Below are 14,218 nucleotides of genomic sequence, written 5' to 3'. Positions count from 1 at the left end.
ATTAGCCTGCCGAAATGTCAGTCCCGGCACGCTCGCTTTTGCGTTTAGGAGCGGTATGTGACAACTGCGCGACGGTGAGCGAGACGGCGAAGCTGCCGATCTCCCCCACGAGGAGGGAGATCGGCAGCTTTGTCCTACAACAACCCCGCCTGCTCGGCCTCTTTGCGTAGGTTCTGCCGTGGCCTCGGGCCGATCTGCTGGATCACCAATCCGGCCGCCAGTGAGCCAAGATCGCCGCAGGTCTGGAGGTCGTGTCCCTGTGTATAACCATGCAGGAAACCGGCGGCGTAGAGATCGCCGGCGCCCGTCGTGTCGACCAGTTCCTTGATGGCGGTCGCCTTTATGACCACGGTCTCGTCGCCGCGCACGATGACCGAGCCCTTTTCGGAACGGGTCACCGCCGCGATCTTGCAATCCTTGCGGATCTGCGCCACCGCCTCGTCGAACGACGAAGTCTGGTAAAGCGACTTGATCTCGTGGCTGTTGGCAAAAACGATGTCGACTGTGCCCGAACGCATCAGGTCGAGGAACTCGTCGCGGTAGCGGTCGACGCAGAACGAATCGGAGAGAGTCATGGACACTTCGCGGCCGGCCGCGTGGGCCAGCCTGGCCGTCTGCCGGATGGCTTCCTTGGCGCGCGGCGGGTCCCACAGATAACCCTCGAAATAGGTGACCTTGGCGCCCGACGCCTTGTCGGCCTCGACATCTTCCGGCCCGAGTTCGATGCAGGCGCCGAGATAGGTGTTCATCGAGCGCTCGCCATCGGGGGTGACGAAGATCATCGAGCGCGCCGTCGGCGGCTCGCCCTCGAGCGGCCTGGTGTCGAAGGCGACGCCCTGCGCGTGGATATCGTGCGCATAGATTTCGCCCAGCGCATCGTTGGAGACCTTGCCGAAGAAGGCGGCGCGTCCGCCAAAGGAGGCGACACCAGCCGCCGTGTTGCCGGCGCTGCCGCCGGAGGCCTCGATCGCCGGACCCATGCGGCTGTAGAGCAATTCGGCGCGGTGGGTGTCTATGAGGTTCATCGCGCCCTTGATGATGCCGTTGGTCTGGAGGAAGTCCTCCTCGCACTGGGCGATGATGTCGACAATCGCATTGCCGATGCAAAGCACGTCATATTCCGGCATCAATGTCTCCGCCAAAACCCGGGCCGGCTTCTTGCCATGCCCGCGCGGGTCTACAGCATGATCCTGAAAACTGGCAACCGATTTTCTGTCGTTGCCGGCGTTGCGGCGAGGCCCATCTTTGTCGAAGAAGCCAGCAACTACGTGCCTGTAAAGCGGTTCTGCCCATGGTTTTCGTTGTACCCCCAGGCGTTACGACAATTCGATCGTGGCCGAAGCATTTCGTCGTGGCGTTGCCTAAAAGGGCTTGTTCGATCTCGACCCGAAGGCGGCAAGCCCATGTCTGCAAAGAGCGATACGACCACCGACCTGGCGCTGCTCGGCGTGCTGGCGGTGCTGTGGGGCGCCTCCTACACCTTCATCAAGATCGGCGTCGAGACCATCCCGCCCATCACCTTCATCGCCGCCCGCACCCTGATCGCCGGCGCCATCCTGTTCGCCGTCATCCGCTGGCGCGGGCTTGCCATGCCGGGTGATGCGGCAAGCTGGCGCCGCTTTGCCTTCCAGGCCTGCCTCAACAGCGTCGTCCCGTTCACGTTGATCGCCGCCGCCGAGCGCTCGGTCGACGCCGGCCTTGCCACCATCCTCAACGCCACCTCGCCGATCTTCACCTTCCTGCTGACGGCGCTCATCACCCGCCATGAGCCGGTCACAGTGCGCAAGCTGGTCGGCGTCGGCGCCGGCATCGCCGGCATCTGCCTCATCGTCGGCACGCAGGCGCTTGGCGGCATCGGCCACCAGCTCTGGGCGCAGCTGGCCATCGTCGCGGCAACCGTGTGCTATGCGGGCGCCGCGATTTTCGGCCTTGGCTTCAAGGGCCTCGATCCGATGCTCCCCGCCGCCGGTTCGATGCTGTGCGGCGCGGTCATGCTGGTGCCGCTCAGCCTGGCGGTCGACCAGCCGTGGACGCTGGCGCCTTCGGGGGCTTCCATCCTCGCGCTGCTCGGCCTGTCCGTGTTTTCGACGGCACTGGCTTTCGTCATCTATTTCCGTCTGATCCACACGCTGGGTTCGGTCGGCACCACGTCTCAGGCCTATCTGCGCGTGCCGATCGGCGTCGGCATCGGCGCTGTCTTCCTCGGTGAAAGCCTTGGCCCCACGGCTTGGCTCGGCATGGGTTTTGTCGTCGCAGGCGTGGCTACCATGACCATACCGGTCCGCAGACCGGCCTTCGCCCGATAGGCAAATTTCGAGAGCGTCCAAAGGCGAGCAACGGTCCGCGCTTGTGCTCGCGGGCCGCACCGCCTATCTCGGGAGCGTCGTGCCTTGAGCGGTTCAGTGTTTGATGGAATCTCTGACCCGCTCTAATTTCTTGTTTTTACGCAATCCCGGACGGAAAACCGCTAGGCACTTTTCCTGGAATTGCTCTTGTGGCTGTGTCCGCTGACCTGGGGTTGAAGCACGGTGATTTTCGACGCTGCCCGCACCGCGGCCCTGGAACTGCTCTCGCCTCCGTTCCGCGCCGTCTTCATCAAGACGCTCGGCCTGACTCTGCTGGCGCTGGTCGCCCTGTGGTTCGGCCTGACCAGCCTTGTCGAATGGCTGGCCCTGCCGTGGCTCCAGACACTGTTTCCCGGCATGCCATCCTGGGCCGGCTGGCTGGGCGGCATTGTCGCGGCAATAGCGCTTGCCTTCGGCATGGCGCTGCTCGTCGCGCCGGTCACGGCCGTCATCGCCGGCCTGTTCCTCGACGAAGTCGCTGACGTGGTCGAGCGCACCGACTATCCCGGCGACCCGGCCGGACGCGCCATCCCGGCATTGCGCTCGCTGGTGCTGGCGATAAAATTCTTCGGCGTCGTCATCCTGGGCAATATCGTGGCGCTCATGCTTCTGCTGGTGCCGGGCATCAACATCGCCGCCTTCTTCATCGTCAACGGCTACCTGCTCGGGCGCGAATTCTTTGAATTCGCCGCCATGCGCTTTCGCGGGGAAGAAGAGGCCAGAGCCTTGCGCCGGCACTATGCCGGCACAGTGTTCCTTGCCGGGCTGGTGATCGCGGCCTTCCTTGCCGTGCCGCTCCTCAACCTGCTGACGCCGCTCTTCGCCGCCGCCATGATGGTGCATCTGCACAAGGCGATTGCGGCGCGGGAAATGGCGCGCCCCGCACGCGGTTGAGCCTTCAGCGCAAGAGGAAACCGCGCCCCAGCTCGTCGTCCGGTTCGACAATGAACTCGGCTCGTCCGGAATAATAGGCACGGCCGCCAACGCGGGCGACGATCGCTTCATGCGCGCCGGCCTGTGCCGTTCGCGCCACGGCCCCCGAGAAGCGCGAGCCGGCGATGCTCTCGAAAATGCGCGTCTGCCCGATGGCGATCTCGCCCTTGGCATGCATGGCCGCCAGCCGGGCGGTGACGCCCGAACCAGTCGGCGAACGGTCGACCTCCGCCTCGGCGAAGACGCAGACATTCCTGGTGACCTCCTCGGAAAAGGCGTCCTTTCCATCGGTCAGGATGGTGCCATAGAGGAAGGCGAGATCATCATGATCGGGATGCGATAGCGGAAATTCGGCCTTGAGCCGGTTCGTCAGCGCGGTTGCCGCGTCGACGAAATCGCGCACGCGGTTGCGGCCGAATTCCAGCCCGAATTGATGGCAGTCGGCCAGCGCGTAGAAAGCCCCGCCATAGGCGATATCGAAACCGATCTTGCCATATTCCGTCAGTTCGATCTGCTGGTCGCGGGCGAACAGGAAGGCCGGCACGCTCTCGAACGACACCGAACCGGCCCTGCCATCGCTGACCGCGACAGAGGCGACGACAAGGCCGCACGGCGCCTCGATGTTCACGGTAGTGAACGGCTCCTGTTTCGCCACAAGTCCTTGATCGATGGCGTAGCGGCCGAGCGCGACGATGGCGTGGCCGCACATGGTCGAATAGCCCTCATTGTGCATGAACAGCACGGCGAGGTCGGCGCCGGGCAGGTCCGGCTCGACCAGCAGGGCGCCATACATGTCGTAGTGGCCGCGCGGCTCGAAGATCAGCAGTTTGCGCAAATGATCGAGATGGTCGCGCACATAGGCGCGCTTCTCCAGGATGGTGCCCTTGGGAATGCTGGGATAGCCGCCCGTGACGATCCGGAGCGGCTCGCCGCCCGTATGCATGTCGACGACGGTGAGGTTCATGCGGCCGGTCCTAGCCCTGGGATTTGCCGTACAGCGCCTGCAATTTGCCGAACGGCATGGCGGCGCGGGTGAAGCCGAACGTGCCGTCCTGCTGGATTTCGCGCGCCGCCGTCTCCAGCATGCCGTAGGCGAAATTGGTCAGCCAGGGGCCAAGCGAAATCCGTTTGACGCCGGCCATGGCAAGGTCGGCGATGGTGAAGCCGGGCCTCGCCATGACGTTGACCGGCTTGCCGACCGCCGAGCAGATCGTGCGCACCATCTCGATGTCGCCGATGCCCGGCGCATAGAGCACGTCGGCGCCGGCCTTTTCGAAAGCCTGCAGCCGCTTGATCGTGTCGTCGAGGTCGGACTTGCCCCAGAGGAAATTCTCGGCCCGCGCCGTGAACACGAAATCGCGCTTCAGCGCACGCGCCGCCTCCACCGCGGCCGCGACACGCTCGACCGCGTGCGAAAACTCATAGATGGGCTTATCCGGATCGCCGGTGTGGTCCTCGATCGAGCAGCCGGCAAGCCCGGCGGCTTCCGCCGCGAAGATGGTCTCGGCGGCCTGCTCGGCGCTGTCGCCCTTGCCCTTCTCGAGATCGGCCGAAACCGGCAGGTCGGTGGCGGCCGTCACGTCGCGGCAATGATGGATCATCTGGTCGAAGCTCACGGCTCCATCCGGCAGGCCGCGCGAAAAGGCAAAGCCGGCGCTGGTCGTGGCCAATGCCTTGAAGCCGAAGGAGCCAAGCAGCTTCGTCGTGCCCGGGTCCCAGGGATTGGGCATGACGAAGGTCGAGGCATGCAGGTCGCGAAAAATCTTGCCCTTGTCCATGGATGCTCCCCCATAACGAGTGTCGGGGCGGATGCTAGCGCGCTGTTTGCGGCCGGGCAAACGAATGCGGTTGGTTCAGAAGCGTTTCTCGTTGTCTGCTGCCAATTTCTCGAAAGCGTCGGAATCGGCGACATAGCCCGCCGTTCTCTTATCCCAGCGGTAGGTGACGGAAATGTCGTTCGAGACGGCCTTCGGGGCCGGTTCGTCGCAAGTCTCTTCGCCGGGCGCTGTCTTGTCGGTTATCGTCGCCTTGATCGCCGCGTAGGGCGGGCCATCGCTCAAAGCCTGGAAGGCCAGATCCTGGGAGCGCCGGTAGGAACAGACATTTTCGTCGAACGTGTTGATGAGGTCGATCAGCTCAAAACGGTCGTCTCGCACCAGGATAAGCGGCGTCGACATGTAGCCCTGGTTCGAGTTGAAATGCGTGCTGGAGATCATCAGCGCATCGTCACCGACGCCGAGCGAAAGTTTACCGGGGTGGCGAAAGAAGGTGAAACGGTCGGTCGCCACATTGACGGCATCGAGCAGCCTCGGTTTGCCGGTGAGGTCGTAAAGCGCCAGCACCACATAGCCCTCCGCGCTGTCGGGCGACTCGCCGAGGTCGAACAGCATGGCCAGCCGGTCCTTGCCGCCGGCTTTGATGCCAAGCACGCCGGCGCTGAAAATGCTCGGTGCTTCCGGTGGCGAGCTGTCATTGTCGGGACCGGCAATGTGCCGCATCTCGATCGGCGAGGAGCCGACATAATAGTCACCCTTCGCCGTCAGATCCGGAATGACCATCCTGATGAGATCGGCATAGGTCGTATCGGCGTGGCCGGCGATGGGTTTGGCGAGGTCCGGGCTGGCGGCATCCTGGGCGCTGGCCGCGCCGCACAGCAATGGCACCAACAGGCAGGCAAAGACGAGCCGATGCAAAAATCCTGACATGCTTGATATCGTCCCCTCACCGCAAGCATCGCGAAGCTAACATGGCTTGCAGGGCGCCGCAGCTAGCCAATCCGGCCGGCAAAGTCAGTGGATCGGCACCAGCCCGGCGAGTTCGCGCATGTCGTCGAACAGGATGCCGCCGGCCTGGATCAGGCCGTTGCGGTCGGAATAGGGATCGCCATGATAGGAGAACACCCGCATGCCGGCGGCGATGCCGGCCTGCGTGCCGGCAACGCTGTCCTCGATGACGATGCAGTCGGCGGACTCGAAGCCCATGGTCCTGGCCGCATGCAGGAACAGGTCGGGGAACGGCTTGCCCCGCGACACCATGGTGGCGCTGAACATGGCATGCTCGAACAGCGGCAACAGCCCGGTCTGGCCAAGCGTTATGTGCATTTTGGAGATCCTGGCCGAGGTGGCGACGCAATAGGCGAGGCCGGCCGCACGGACCGCCTCGATGAACTCCCGGACATAAGGGATCGCTTCGACGCCATGGGCGAACAGATCCGGCAGGCCGGCATTCCAGCGCTCGACGAAATCGGCGCCGAGCCTGACGCTGGTCGTTTCCTCGATCTCCTTCTGCACTGACACCATGCTGCGGCCGGAGAAGTTCTTGCGGCAATATTCGAAGGTCGTTGGGTAACCGGCCGCGCTAAGCCATTCGGCCAGGCGTCGGTTGGCCAGGTTCTCGGTATCGACCAGGATCCCGTCGCAGTCGAAGATGACGAGCTTTGGCAGAGGCCGTGTTTCAATCATATTGGATCAGTCTACCCGGCAAACGGTTCAATATGCCGAAACGCAGCCATGCATCAGGCGGTGCCGGTCGATCCGAAGCCGCCCGAGCCGCGCGCCGTGCCGCCAGCGAGCGAACGTTCTTCCACCGCCACCTGCGTCACTGCGGCGAAAACGATCTGGGCAATCCGCATGCCGCGCGTGACGGCAAAATCCTCGTCGCCGAGATTGACCAGCAGCACCTTCACCTCGCCGCGATAATCGCTGTCGACCGTGCCCGGTGAATTGAGGACGGTAAGGCCATGTTTGAAGGCAAGGCCCGAGCGTGGCCGCACCTGGCCTTCCATGCCTTCGGGAATTTCCAGGATCAGCCCGGTCGGCACCAAAGCGCGTTTGCCCGGCAGGATCAGAAGCGGCCGGTCTTCGGGCACCGCTGCGCGCAAATCCATGCCGGCGGCGCCGGCGCTTTCATAGGCTGGAAGAGGAAGTCCCTCACCGTGCGGCAGCCTGACGAAGCCGACGGTCGGACCGATGACGGAGGGAGTTTGGAGGGCTGCGCGCATAAAATCGATCCTATCGGCGCGATTGTCGATTCGGTCAACTCGACCGCGGACCTATCAACGGCTTTCTTTCGGGCATCACTATGGCCTGAGGGCGGCTTAGCGAACTTCCATCGGAACAACCGTCGTCTCCTTGATCTCTTCCATGACGAAGGAGGCGGACACATCGGACAGCGCCACCTTGGCGATCAGTCGCTGGTAGAGCCGATCATAGGCTTTCACGTCGGCGACGCGGGCGCGCAGCACATAGTCGAGATCGCCAGACATGCGGTAAACGCCGATGATCTCGGGCAAGCCGGTCACCGCGGCGCGGAATTTCTGCAGCCAGTCCGGATCGTGGTTGGATGTGCGGATCAGGATGAACACCGAAAGGCCGAGCCCGAGCTTTTCGGCATCGACCAGCGCCACGCGTCCGGTGATGACGCCATCTTCCTCCAGCCGCTTGACACGACGCCAGCAGGCATTGCGCGACAAGGCCACCCGCTCCGACAGCTGGTCGACCGACAAGGTGCCGTCACGTTGCAATTCGGCGAGCAGTTTTCGATCGATTTCGTCGATTGCCAGTGTCATGCGGGATATTTGTCCCATGAAATGGCAAAATACAAGGATATTTTGGGACCAATGAACCGGTGAGGCGTGTCAGGATACTCATATTGGAACGGAAGCGCTGAAGGGGAACCAGCATGTCGGTCGCAAGGATTTTCACCTCTCATCCGGCCAAGGTCGGCGAAACCTATTTCGGCCACATGGCCTTCGCCGCCTGGTTCTCGTCGCGCCTGCTGATGGCGGCGGGAGCAGCATTTGTTCACGCTTTCTTGCCATTTCTCTTCGAGACTACCGCCAGCCGAATCATCCGCGAGCTCTACGAGCGGACTCACAACAGAGGCACACACGCGATCAACGAGCCGGTGGCTCTTCCGGATCGCGCCTAGGGGATGACAAGCGATGTGCCGGTGGGCCGCGTATCTCGGTGAAGCGGTCTTTCTCGAAGACATCCTCACGGCGCCCTGTCACTCGCTGATCGCCCAGAGCCACTGCGCCCAGGAAGCGAAGTCGCCGACCAATGGCGACGGTTTCGGCCTTGCCTGGTACGGCGACCGGCCCGAGCCCGGTCTTTATCGCGACATCCTGCCGGCCTGGTCCGATCCCAACCTGAAGAGCCTGTGCCGGCAGATCAAATCCGGCCTGTTCCTCGCCCATGTGCGGGCCTCGACTGGCGGCGCCACCAGCCGCATGAATTGCCATCCGTTCATCTCCGGCCGCTGGTCGTTCATGCACAACGGCCAGATCGGCGGCTTCGAGAAGATCCGCCGCGCGCTGGAGAACTCGCTGTCCGACGCTGTCTTCGACCAGCGCGAAGGCACCACCGATTCCGAACTCTTCTTTCTCCTGATGATCGACGAAGGATTGGCTGCTGATCCGCAAGGCGCCGTTTCCCGTGCCACCAGTCGCGTGCTCGAAGCCTCGCGCCGCGCTGGCCTCGAGCCGGCGCTGAAACTCACCGCCGCCTTCTCGGACGGGCAGGCGCTGTATGCTGTTCGTTATGCCACCGACGCCCAGGCGCCGACGCTCTACACGTCCATCTTCCGCAAGGGCGGAGGCCGCTGCATCGTCTCCGAGCCCTTCGATCGCGAGGGTGGCGACTGGCAGGCAGTCCCGCCATCGAGCTTCGTCACCATGACAAGGGATGGCATCGACATTCGCCCGTTTGCGCCGGTTGCGGCGAAGCTGGCGCTGGTTGGATAGGCTTTCGCCGCGTTGAGTAACGTCGCGGAGAGCGCCGACTTTAGTGCAATCCCAATCAAGCGCCGACCTCCAAGGAATGCTCGACTCCGCTTGACGCCGAGCCGCTGTCCGCCATCTTGACGGGCAGGCGGCAGCAAGCCGGAGCCTTGATCATGGACCTCGCCTTTTCCACAGCCACCGAACTCGCCACGGCCATTCGAAACCGCAAGATCTCTGCCGTCGAGGCGCTCGACGCCCATCTCGCGCGGATCGACAGGCACAACCCTGCCGTCAACGCCGTCATCTCGCTCGACAGGGACAACGCACGCGAGCGTGCCAAGAAGGCCGATGCGGCATTGGCGCGTGGCGAAGCGCTCGGGCCGCTGCACGGCGTTCCCTTCACGCTGAAGGACATGCACGAGACATTCGGCATGAGGACCACAGTCGGCTTCCCGCCCTTCGCCGACTATGTGGCGAAAGAAGACAGCCCGGTCGTTATCAGGCTGAAGGCGGCCGGCGGTGTGCTAATGGCCAAGACCAATGTCGCCACCATGTTGTCCGACTGGCAGTCGGACAATCCGCTGTTCGGCCGCACCTGCAATCCCTGGAACCTCCAGCGCACCCCGGGCGGATCCAGCGGCGGCGCCGCTGCCGCCGTCTGCACGGGCATGACACCGTTCGACGTCGGCACCGACATGCAGGACTCGATCCGCCTTCCGGCGGCGTTCTGCGGCGTCTACGGCCTGAAGCCGACCGAACATCGCGTTTCGCTGGCCGGCGCCTTTCCGGATCCGGGCGGTGCCGCGCGCGGCGTGCGGCTGATGTCCTGTCTCGGCCCACTGGCGCGCAGCGTGGACGATCTGTCGTTGATCTATCGGATCATTGCTGGACCGGACGGACACGATACCGACCCTGCGCCGGTGCCGGTCGAGGCCATGCCGAAGCTCGACCTCCAGACGTCGCGCATCGCTTTCGCGCTCTCCTTTCCCGGTTTCCCGGTGGCGGGCGACATTAGCGCCGCGGTCGAAAATCTCGCAAGGCAACTGCAAGACGCCTGCGCCATCATAGAGGAAGCGAAACTGCCCAAGCTCGATCTGCACGACGATCTTGCCGAGGGCGGCGCACTGATCGGTATGATGATGGAGGCGGCGCAGGAAACCCCGGAGCAACCGACGTCGGTCTCGCGCTGGTTCGAGGCACTGGCCCGCCGCGACAAATCCATTCTCGCCTGGGACCGGTTCTTCGAGGATTGGGACGCGCTGCTCTGCCCGGTCGCCATGACCACGGCATTCCCGCATTGTGCGCCAGGCACTGCGATCAAGGTCGACGGCAAAGACCAGAGCTACTGGATGCTGCCGGCCTATGGCGCCGTCTTCAACTACAGCGGCCACCCGGCGCTTTCGATGCCGTGTGGCCAGGACAGCGCCGGCCTGCCGATCGGCCTGCAGCTTGTCGGCAAACGCTGGTCGGAGGCACGGCTGCTCGCCATCGCCAAGGCGATGGAACCGCTGGCCGGCGGCTTTCGCCGGCCGCCGGGTTATTGAGCGAAGCGCGACAATCCATAAGGTTCGAGCAGCGGGTCGCGCTCGCCGCCAAGAATTTCGCGCGTGGCGAACAGGCCGACGGCCGGCGCCAGCGTGATGCCGGAATGCATGACCGCGACATAGACGCCATCCATGCTCTCGGCGCGGCCGATGATCGGAAAGCCGTCGATCGGTGTCGGCCGGTAGCCGACCGTGTGGAAATCCAGCTCAAGTCCGTCGCTGTCGCGCAACATGGCTTTCGTGGCCGCGAACAACGCGCGGGCGGTGGCCTCGGCATCCATCCCCGGATCGGCGCCGCCGAAGTCCGAGCCGGCGATGATGCGGCCTTCCGCCGTCTGGCGCATGTGCAGCCGCTCGGCCAGCACCAGTCCGTTGAGCAGCTTCTTGTATGGCCGCGAATGGACGATCAGGCCGGGCGGCGTCTCGATCGGCAGGTTGATGCCGGCGGTCGCGGCAATCTCCGGCGAGCCGACGCCTGCCGCGATCACCACGTCGTCGGCGGCGATCAGCCCATGCGATGTGTCCACGCCGGTTATCCTGCCATTGGTCTGGGCAAGTGCCGTCACCGTGCTGGAGATGACGCGCGCGCCATGCCGCTTCGCATCTGCCAACAGTGCTTTCGTGGTTGCGACCGGCTCGGCGACACCCTCTTCGGCCACATGCAAAGCGACATCCGGCAGATCGGCGAGGTTAGGCTCGATGCGCGCCGCGCCGGCACGGTCGACGCGCTCGATGCCGTAGCGCCAGGCAGAATGCTCCGCGGCATAGGTTTCCATCTCCGCCGCCGATAGATCCCAGCACAGGCCACCGCACCAGGCGAGCGGCAGGCTTGGCAGATCCCGCGCTAGCCGAGTCCATTCAGCCATCGCGCGGCTGCGCAGCCGGAAATACGGCGCCGGGTTACCCCAGCTTGCATTGATCCAGGCAAAGGAATTGGGCGTCGCGACACCGCCAATGCCGCTTTCGGAGATGACGGTCACTTGCGCGCCGGCCCTGGTCAGATGCCAGGCGATGGAAGCTCCGATGATGCCGGCGCCGATGACGATGATTTGCTTGGTTTCGCTCACGCTTGATCTCCGCCGGATTGGCATCCCTGATGCCATCGCGGCGGCCGGAGCTCAAGTGCGGACAGGGCCCGTCAGGCCAAAACCGTCGACAGGCCGGAAAAGCGCTGCTAGAAGCCCGCGCCACAGACAGGATTCCAGAAATTGGCAGAAGACATCGAACAGGCGGTATCGCGCCGCCGCACTTTCGCGATCATCGCCCACCCTGACGCCGGCAAGACGACGCTGACCGAAAAGCTGCTGCTGTTCGGTGGCGCCATTCAGCTTGCCGGCGAGGTCAAGGCAAAGAAGGACCGCATCCAGACGCGGTCCGACTGGATGAAGATCGAGCGCGAGCGCGGCATTTCGGTCGTCACCTCGGTGATGACCTTCGAATATGAGGACAACGTCTTCAACCTACTCGACACGCCGGGCCACGAGGATTTCGCCGACGATACCTATCGCACGCTGTCGGCGGTCGACTCGGCGGTCATGGTCATCGATGCCGCCAAGGGCATCGAGCCGCGCACGCTGAAGCTGTTCGAGGTCTGCCGGCTGCGCGACATCCCGATCATCACCTTCGTCAACAAGATGGACCGTGAAAGTCGCGATCCGTTCGAGATTCTGGACGAGATCGAGCAGAAGCTGGCGCTGGACACCGCGCCCATCACCTGGCCGATCGGCCGTGGCAGGACCTTTTCCGGCACCTACCATCTGGCGCTGAACGCGGTGCGCAAGGGCGATGACGAGAAGGAACGCACGCCGGTCAACGGTCCCGATTCCAACCGCGTTGCCGGCTTGCTGCCGGAGAACGAGCGCGAGGCCTTCATCGAGGAACTGGAACTCGCGCGCGAAGCCTGTCGCCCGCTCGACATCGACGCTTTTCGCGAAGGCCATCTGACGCCTGTCTATTTCGGCTCGGCGCTGCGCAACTACGGTGTGCGCGACCTGATCGAGGCGCTCGGCGCCTTTGGCCCGCCGCCGCGCGCGCAGGAGGCCGATACCCGCACCATCGAGGCGACCGAGGAGAAAATGACCTCCTTCGTCTTCAAGATCCAGGCCAACATGGATCCCAACCACCGCGACCGCATCGCCTTCGTGCGCGTTTGCTCGGGCAAGCTCGAGCGCGGCATGAAGGCAAAGCTGGTGCGCACCGGCAAGCCGATGTCACTCTCGGCGCCGCAATTCTTCTTCGCCCGCACCCGTGTCACCGCCGATGAGGCCTTCGCCGGCGATGTCGTCGGCATCCCCAACCACGGCACGCTGCGCATTGGCGACACATTGACCGAGGGCGAGGAGATCCTGTTTCGCGGGGTGCCGAATTTCGCCCCGGAAATCCTGCGTCGTGTCCGCCTCGGCGACGCGATGAAGGCGAAAAAACTCAAGGAAGCGCTGCACCAGATGGCCGAGGAAGGCGTCGTGCAGCTGTTCTCGCCCGAGGACGGCTCTCCGGCCATCGTCGGCGTTGTTGGCGCCCTGCAGCTCGATGTGCTGAAAGAGCGGCTGAACTTCGAGTACACACTGCCCGTCGAGTTCGAGATGTCGCGTTTTTCCGTCTGCCGCTGGATCTCGGCCGACGACAAGGCCGAGGTGCTTCGCTTCATCGAGGCGCACCGCGGCGACATCGCCCGCGACCTCGACAACGACCCGGTCTTCCTCGCCCAGCACGCCTTCTCGCTGAACTACGAAGCCGACCGCTGGAAAGCGATCCGTTTCGCCACGATCAAGGATTACCAGGTGAGAGACAAGGCGGCGTGATTATAGTCAGTAGTGAGTAGTCAGTAGTCAGTAGTCAGTAGTCAGTAGTCAGTAGTCAGTAGTGATATTACCACTCACCACTCACCACTCACCACTCACCACCCACCACTCACCACCCACCACTCACCACTCACTACTCACTACTCACTACTCACTTGCGATCACCCCTTCGCCGCTTCCTCGATCTTGGCGATGTCGATCTTGCCCATCTGCATCATCGCACTCATCACCCGGCCGGCCTTGGCCCGGTCCGGATCCAGGAGCAGGCGCGGCAACTGTTCCGGCACGACCTGCCAGGAAACACCGAACTTGTCCTTCAGCCAGCTGCAGGCGCCAGGCTCCCCGCCCTCGGTGAGCTTCTCCCAGAAATAATCGACTTCTTCCTGCGTCTTGCAGTCGATCGACTGCGACATCGCCTCGTTGAACTTGAAGTTGGGGCCGCCATTGAGCGCCTGGAACGGCACGCCGTCGAGCTCGAACGTGGTCAGCAGCACTTTGCCCTCATCGGCGTGACCCTTGGGCCAACGCAGCACGCTCAGCACCTTCGAATTCTTGAAGATGGAGACGTAGTGGTTCATCGCTTCTTCGGCCTGGCCGTCGAACCACAGGCAGGTGGTGATCTTTTGCATGTCGTGCTCCTCGGTTGCTTCTTGCGCCACAATGAAACGGCCGACTCCCGGAATGGGGCCATTTCTTGCCGTCTGCCCAAGGACGGCCGTGAAACGCCCGATCCGACAGTGGCATCGAATTTTCCTAGAGAATCTGGCGCATTGCAAAAATGTGGCCAGACCATACTTGCGCGTCTATAACCCCTGCGATCAAAATTAAGCGCCGCCGCGCCATTCTTCGGCTGCGGTCAGCCATCAAGGAAAA

15 protein-coding genes are annotated in these 14,218 nt (G+C 63.6%); 6 read left to right on the top strand and 9 right to left on the bottom strand.

Annotation, left to right across the window (positions count from 1 at the left end):
* Window positions 1–134 precede the first annotated feature (134 nt).
* A complete protein-coding gene (locus tag FJ970_RS00905; protein ID WP_140760773.1) occupies window positions 135–1,127 on the bottom strand; it encodes an adenosine kinase in 993 nt (330 codons plus the stop codon).
* Between the two features lie 276 nt (window positions 1,128–1,403).
* Between FJ970_RS00905 and FJ970_RS00900 the strand changes: the two genes are divergently transcribed.
* Both FJ970_RS00900 and FJ970_RS00895 read left to right on the top strand, forming a co-directional pair.
* Entirely contained in the window at window positions 1,404–2,306 is a 903-nt protein-coding gene (locus FJ970_RS00900; protein ID WP_140760776.1) for an EamA family transporter, read from the top strand.
* Window positions 2,307–2,528: 222 nt separating this feature from the next.
* Complete coding sequence (locus FJ970_RS00895; RefSeq protein WP_140760778.1) at window positions 2,529–3,239, top strand: sulfate transporter family protein; 711 nt, start codon at window positions 2,529–2,531, stop codon at window positions 3,237–3,239.
* A gap of 4 nt (window positions 3,240–3,243) precedes the next feature.
* Here FJ970_RS00895 and FJ970_RS00890 read toward each other — a convergent pair whose 3' ends face one another.
* The 6 genes from FJ970_RS00890 to FJ970_RS00865 form a co-directional block, all read right to left on the bottom strand.
* Window positions 3,244–4,242, bottom strand: coding sequence for a proline racemase family protein (locus FJ970_RS00890; RefSeq protein WP_140760780.1), 999 nt, complete (start codon window positions 4,240–4,242; stop codon window positions 3,244–3,246).
* Window positions 4,243–4,252: 10 nt separating this feature from the next.
* Window positions 4,253–5,056: an isocitrate lyase/PEP mutase family protein gene (locus FJ970_RS00885; RefSeq protein ID WP_140760782.1), complete on the bottom strand. Its 804-nt coding sequence runs from the start codon at window positions 5,054–5,056 to the stop codon at window positions 4,253–4,255.
* Window positions 5,057–5,131: 75 nt separating this feature from the next.
* Window positions 5,132–5,983, bottom strand: a complete 852-nt coding sequence (locus tag FJ970_RS00880; protein WP_140760784.1) for a hypothetical protein — start codon at window positions 5,981–5,983, stop codon at window positions 5,132–5,134.
* Between the two features lie 84 nt (window positions 5,984–6,067).
* Window positions 6,068–6,739, bottom strand: a complete 672-nt coding sequence (locus FJ970_RS00875; protein WP_140760786.1) for an HAD family hydrolase — start codon at window positions 6,737–6,739, stop codon at window positions 6,068–6,070.
* Between the two features lie 53 nt (window positions 6,740–6,792).
* A complete protein-coding gene (dut, locus tag FJ970_RS00870) occupies window positions 6,793–7,278 on the bottom strand; it encodes a dUTP diphosphatase (protein ID WP_140760788.1) in 486 nt (161 codons plus the stop codon).
* Window positions 7,279–7,374: 96 nt separating this feature from the next.
* The gene (locus FJ970_RS00865) at window positions 7,375–7,845 is read right to left on the bottom strand and encodes an Lrp/AsnC family transcriptional regulator (protein WP_140760791.1); all 471 of its coding nucleotides are present in this window, start codon (window positions 7,843–7,845) and stop codon (window positions 7,375–7,377) included.
* Window positions 7,846–7,958: 113 nt separating this feature from the next.
* On the opposite strand from FJ970_RS00865, the gene FJ970_RS00860 reads away from it, so the two are divergent.
* The 3 genes from FJ970_RS00860 (at window position 7,959) to FJ970_RS00850 (ending at window position 10,544) form a co-directional block, all read left to right on the top strand.
* On the top strand, window positions 7,959–8,207 hold the full coding sequence (locus tag FJ970_RS00860) for a DUF6356 family protein (protein ID WP_140760793.1): 249 nt from the start codon (window positions 7,959–7,961) through the stop codon (window positions 8,205–8,207).
* Between the two features lie 13 nt (window positions 8,208–8,220).
* The gene (locus FJ970_RS00855) at window positions 8,221–9,021 is read left to right on the top strand and encodes a class II glutamine amidotransferase (protein ID WP_140760795.1); all 801 of its coding nucleotides are present in this window, start codon (window positions 8,221–8,223) and stop codon (window positions 9,019–9,021) included.
* Window positions 9,022–9,173: 152 nt separating this feature from the next.
* Entirely contained in the window at window positions 9,174–10,544 is a 1,371-nt protein-coding gene (locus tag FJ970_RS00850; RefSeq protein ID WP_140760797.1) for an amidase, read from the top strand.
* On the opposite strand, the gene FJ970_RS00845 is transcribed toward FJ970_RS00850, so the two are convergent.
* A complete protein-coding gene (locus tag FJ970_RS00845) occupies window positions 10,538–11,635 on the bottom strand; it encodes an NAD(P)/FAD-dependent oxidoreductase (RefSeq protein ID WP_415752024.1) in 1,098 nt (365 codons plus the stop codon). The genes FJ970_RS00850 and FJ970_RS00845 overlap by 7 nt on opposite strands.
* A 117-nt stretch (window positions 11,636–11,752) precedes the next feature.
* Here FJ970_RS00845 and FJ970_RS00840 point away from each other — a divergent pair, with 117 nt between their 5' ends.
* Complete coding sequence (locus tag FJ970_RS00840; RefSeq protein WP_140760801.1) at window positions 11,753–13,345, top strand: peptide chain release factor 3; 1,593 nt, start codon at window positions 11,753–11,755, stop codon at window positions 13,343–13,345.
* A gap of 161 nt (window positions 13,346–13,506) precedes the next feature.
* On the opposite strand, the gene FJ970_RS00835 is transcribed toward FJ970_RS00840, so the two are convergent.
* A complete protein-coding gene (locus FJ970_RS00835) occupies window positions 13,507–13,974 on the bottom strand; it encodes a VOC family protein (RefSeq protein ID WP_140760803.1) in 468 nt (155 codons plus the stop codon).
* Between the last annotated feature and the right edge of the window lie 244 nt (window positions 13,975–14,218).

Origin of the sequence: Mesorhizobium sp. B2-1-8 (assembly GCF_006442545.2) — a bacterium.
In the GTDB taxonomy this organism is placed as follows: Bacteria; Pseudomonadota; Alphaproteobacteria; order Rhizobiales; family Rhizobiaceae; genus Mesorhizobium.
This window is presented reverse-complemented; position numbering and strand designations above follow the sequence as displayed.

Coding starts and splice junctions, on each gene's coding strand:
- FJ970_RS00890 (WP_140760780.1), bottom strand. CDS start 4,242: ATGAACCTCACCGTCGTCGACATGCATACGGGCGGCGAGCCGCTCCGG.
- FJ970_RS00905 (WP_140760773.1), bottom strand. CDS start 1,127: ATGCCGGAATATGACGTGCTTTGCATCGGCAATGCGATTGTCGACATC.
- dut (WP_140760788.1), bottom strand. CDS start 7,278: ATGCGCGCAGCCCTCCAAACTCCCTCCGTCATCGGTCCGACCGTCGGC.
- FJ970_RS00865 (WP_140760791.1), bottom strand. CDS start 7,845: ATGACACTGGCAATCGACGAAATCGATCGAAAACTGCTCGCCGAATTG.
- FJ970_RS00845 (WP_415752024.1), bottom strand. CDS start 11,635: ATGCCAATCCGGCGGAGATCAAGCGTGAGCGAAACCAAGCAAATCATC.
- FJ970_RS00880 (WP_140760784.1), bottom strand. CDS start 5,983: ATGTCAGGATTTTTGCATCGGCTCGTCTTTGCCTGCCTGTTGGTGCCA.
- FJ970_RS00855 (WP_140760795.1), top strand. CDS start 8,221: ATGTGCCGGTGGGCCGCGTATCTCGGTGAAGCGGTCTTTCTCGAAGAC.
- FJ970_RS00875 (WP_140760786.1), bottom strand. CDS start 6,739: ATGATTGAAACACGGCCTCTGCCAAAGCTCGTCATCTTCGACTGCGAC.
- FJ970_RS00850 (WP_140760797.1), top strand. CDS start 9,174: ATGGACCTCGCCTTTTCCACAGCCACCGAACTCGCCACGGCCATTCGA.
- FJ970_RS00860 (WP_140760793.1), top strand. CDS start 7,959: ATGTCGGTCGCAAGGATTTTCACCTCTCATCCGGCCAAGGTCGGCGAA.
- FJ970_RS00900 (WP_140760776.1), top strand. CDS start 1,404: ATGTCTGCAAAGAGCGATACGACCACCGACCTGGCGCTGCTCGGCGTG.
- FJ970_RS00885 (WP_140760782.1), bottom strand. CDS start 5,056: ATGGACAAGGGCAAGATTTTTCGCGACCTGCATGCCTCGACCTTCGTC.
- FJ970_RS00835 (WP_140760803.1), bottom strand. CDS start 13,974: ATGCAAAAGATCACCACCTGCCTGTGGTTCGACGGCCAGGCCGAAGAA.